The following is a 3549-nucleotide window of genomic DNA, read 5'->3' on the forward strand; positions in this document are numbered from 1 at the left end:
CTACGGGAACCAGCCTGCGCACGCCGGTAGGTTTCCGCTAGGGTAAACTTGCGTTATGGCTGGGCCGGAGGGCTCGCGGGCTCTCGCGCGATGGACGGTCTGACGGAGGGAGAAGGTATTGGCGGACGCGAAGACCATTCTGGTGACCGGAGGGGCGGGGTTCATCGGCTCGGCGGTGGTTCGGCAGATCATCACCGAGACGCCGCATCGGGCCTTGGTGGTGGATGCGCTGACCTATGCGGGCAACCTCGATTCGCTGGCGCCGGTGGCCGGCTCCGCGCGCTACGGCTTCGTCAAGGCCGATATCGCGGACGAGCCGCGCATGGACGCCCTGATGGCCGAGCACCGGCCCGACGTGATCATGAACCTCGCGGCCGAAAGCCATGTCGACCGGTCGATCGACGGTCCCGGTGCCTTTCTGCGTACCAACGTCATGGGGACCTTCAGCCTCCTGCAGGCGGCACTCCGGTACTGGCGCGGCCTGGGGGACGCCGAGAGGGCGGCCTTCCGGTTCCACCATATTTCGACCGACGAAGTGTTCGGCTCGCTCGGCCCCGAAGGGGCGTTCCATGAAGCCACGCCCTATCAGCCCAACTCGCCCTATTCGGCCTCGAAGGCCGGCTCCGACCATCTGGTCCGCGCCTGGCACCACACCTACGGCCTGCCGACGCTACTGACCAATTGTTCCAACAATTACGGGCCCTACCATTTCCCCGAAAAGCTGATCCCGCTCGTCATCCTGAACGCCCTCGAGGGCAAGCCCCTGCCGGTCTACGGCACGGGCGCCAACATCCGGGACTGGCTCTACGTCGACGACCATGCCCGCGCGCTGCTGACCGTCGTCGAGAAGGGCACGCCCGGCGAGAGCTACAATATCGGCGGCCGCAACGAGCGCCGGAACATCGATGTCGTGCGGCAGATCTGCGTGCTGCTCGACGAGATGACCCCCGATCCGGCCATCGGCCCGCGCGAACAGCTGATCACCTTCGTCGCCGACCGGCCCGGCCACGACGGACGCTATGCCATCGACGCGACCCGCATCGAACAGGAACTCGGCTGGCGCGCGCAGGAGAACTTCGACTCCGGGCTGCGCAAGACGGTGCGATGGTTCCTCGACAACCGCCAATGGTGGGAGCGGGTGCGCAGCGGCGGCTACCGCGGCGAGCGCCTCGGCCTCGACACCACGACGCCGGAGACGGTCTGACCCATGGAACTGCAACGCACCGCGATCCCCGACGTCGTCCTCCTCACGCCGCGCCGCTTCGGCGACGACCGCGGCTTCTTCTCGGAAGTGTTCAACGCCAAGACCTTCACCGAACAGCTCGGTGACTTCACCTTCGTGCAGGACAATCATTCGGTCTCGGCGACGCCCGGCACGGTACGGGGCCTGCATTACCAGACCGAACCGCATGCGCAGGGCAAACTCGTCCGCTGCGCCAAAGGCCGCATCCTCGATGTGGCGGTCGATATCCGCCGCTCCTCCCCGACCTTCGGCCAGCATGTGGCGGTGGAACTCTCGGCCGAGAACTGGAGCCAGCTGTGGGTGCCGCCCGGCTTCGCGCATGGGTTCTGCACGCTCGTGCCCGACTGCGAGGTGCTCTACAAGGTGACGAACCTCTACGCGCCGTCGAACGATTTCGGCATCGCGTTCGACGATCCCGATCTCGGCATCGCCTGGCCGGTGGCGCGGGATCAGGCGGTCTTGTCCGACAAGGACAAGAAGCATCCGCGGCTCGCGGACGCGACCCATGTCTTCGCCTGAGCGGACGTCGTCGCCTGCGCCTCTGCGCGTCGTGGTGACGGGACGCGACGGCCAGGTGGTCCGCTCGCTCCTCGAACGCGGAGCCCGCGCCGGCGTCGACGTGATCGCGCTGGGCCGCCCCGCGCTCGATCTCGCCGATCCTGCGGGGGTCGACGCGGCGGTGGCGCAAGCCGCGCCCCATGTCGTGGTCAATGCGGCCGCCTATACGGCGGTCGACAAGGCGGAGAGCGAGCCGGAGCTCGCCTGGGCCATCAATGCGGGCGGCGCCAAGGCGGTCGCGCAGGCGGCGGCGCGGCGCGGCGTGCCGGTGATCCAGATCTCGACCGATTACGTCTTCGACGGATCGCTGGACCGCCCCTACCGGGAAGACGACCCGACCCAGCCGCTCGGCATCTACGGGCAATCGAAACGTGCGGGCGAGGAGGCGGTGGCGGCCGCGACCGACAATCACGCCATCCTGCGCACCGCCTGGGTCTACAGCCCGTTCGGGGCGAATTTCGTGAAGACCATGCTGCGGGTCGGGGCGAGCCGCGACGAACTCTCCGTCGTGGCCGACCAGAAGGGGTGCCCGACCTCCGCGCTCGACATGGCCGACGCGATCCTGGCCGTCGCCCGCAACCTGGTCGATCGCCCCGACGCCGACCTGCGCGGCCTCTTCCACATGAGCGGCAGCGGTTCGACCACCTGGGCGGCCTTCGCGGAGGCGATCTTCGCCGCGTCGCGATCGGCGGGCGGGCCGAGCGCCGCGGTGCGGCCGATCACCACCGCGGACTATCCCACGCCCGCCCGGCGCCCGGCCAACTCGCAACTCGATTGCGGCAAGCTCGCCCGGCTCCATGGCGTCGTCCTGCCGGCCTGGCAGGGCTCCGTCGCATCCTGCGTCACCCGACTTTTGAGGGAAGCTTCCGCATGAAGGGCATCATTCTGGCAGGCGGCAGCGGCACGCGGCTGCATCCCATGACCCTGACGGTGTCGAAGCAGCTTCTGCCCGTCTACGACAAGCCGATGGTCTATTATCCCTTGTCGACGCTGATGCTGGCCGGCATCCGCGACATCCTGGTGATCTCGACCCCGGACGACCTGCCGCGCTTCCGCCAGTTGCTGGGCAGCGGCGAGCGCTGGGGCCTGCGCTTCAGCTACATAGTCCAGCCCAAGCCCGAGGGGCTGGCCCAAGCCTATATCCTGGGCGCCGACTTCGTCGGCCAGGATCCCTCCATGCTGGTCCTCGGCGACAACATCTTCTACGGCCACGGCTTGCCGGACCTGCTCGAAGGCGCCCGCCAGAACCTGAAGGGCGCCAGCGTGTTCGGCTATCATGTGTCGGACCCGGAGCGCTATGGGGTGGTCGAATTCGACGCCGCGGGGCGCGCCATCACGATCGAGGAGAAGCCCGCCAAGCCGCGCTCCAACTGGGCCGTGACGGGGCTCTACATGTACGACGCCGATGTGGTGAAGATCGCGGCCGATCTGAAACCCTCGCCGCGCGGCGAACTGGAAATCACCGACGTCAACCGGATCTATCTCGAACAGGGCCGCCTCGCGGTGACCCGCATGGGGCGCGGCTTCGCCTGGCTCGACACCGGCACGCCCGACATGCTGACCGAGGCGGCCTCCTTCGTCCAGGCGCTGGAACATCGCCAGGGGTTCAAGATCGCCTGCCCCGAGGAAATCGCCTTCGACAAGGGCTGGATCGACGCCGCCGCCCTGCGCGACCTCGGCCGCGCCCTCGGCAAAAGCACCTACGGCCAATACCTCCTGCGCCTCGCCGAAACACCCGCAAACTGAGC

General features: G+C 68.1%; 4 protein-coding genes. All 4 read left to right on the forward strand.

Annotation, left to right across the window (positions count from 1 at the left end; genetic code table 11):
* Positions 1–118 precede the first annotated feature (118 nt).
* From rfbB to rfbA, 4 genes are read left to right on the forward strand one after another with little or no spacing between them, the layout of a single operon-like run.
* On the forward strand, positions 119–1204 hold the full coding sequence (gene rfbB, locus M8523_RS35990) for a dTDP-glucose 4,6-dehydratase (protein ID WP_282589593.1): 1086 nt from the start codon (positions 119–121) through the stop codon (positions 1202–1204).
* A 3-nt stretch (positions 1205–1207) separates the two neighbouring features.
* A complete protein-coding gene (gene rfbC / locus M8523_RS35995; protein WP_282589594.1) occupies positions 1208–1762 on the forward strand; it encodes a dTDP-4-dehydrorhamnose 3,5-epimerase in 555 nt (184 codons plus the stop codon).
* A gap of 22 nt (positions 1763–1784) precedes the next feature.
* Positions 1785–2675 (forward strand): dTDP-4-dehydrorhamnose reductase, encoded by an 891-nt coding sequence (gene rfbD, locus M8523_RS36000; protein ID WP_282589596.1) that lies wholly within the window; start codon positions 1785–1787, stop codon positions 2673–2675.
* Positions 2672–3547, forward strand: coding sequence for a glucose-1-phosphate thymidylyltransferase RfbA (gene rfbA, locus M8523_RS36005; RefSeq protein WP_282589595.1), 876 nt, complete (start codon positions 2672–2674; stop codon positions 3545–3547). Before rfbD ends, rfbA begins: the two co-directional genes overlap by 4 nt.
* Positions 3548–3549: the final 2 nt, after the last annotated feature.

It is taken from the genome of Lichenifustis flavocetrariae, assembly GCF_026130545.1.
GTDB lineage: Bacteria > Pseudomonadota > Alphaproteobacteria > Rhizobiales > Beijerinckiaceae > Lichenihabitans > Lichenihabitans flavocetrariae.

Excerpts from the sequence above, each read along its gene's own strand:
- rfbA (WP_282589595.1), top strand. The coding sequence starts at position 2,672 with ATGAAGGGCATCATTCTGGCAGGCGGCAGCGGCACGCGGCTGCATCCC.
- rfbC (WP_282589594.1), top strand. The coding sequence starts at position 1,208 with ATGGAACTGCAACGCACCGCGATCCCCGACGTCGTCCTCCTCACGCCG.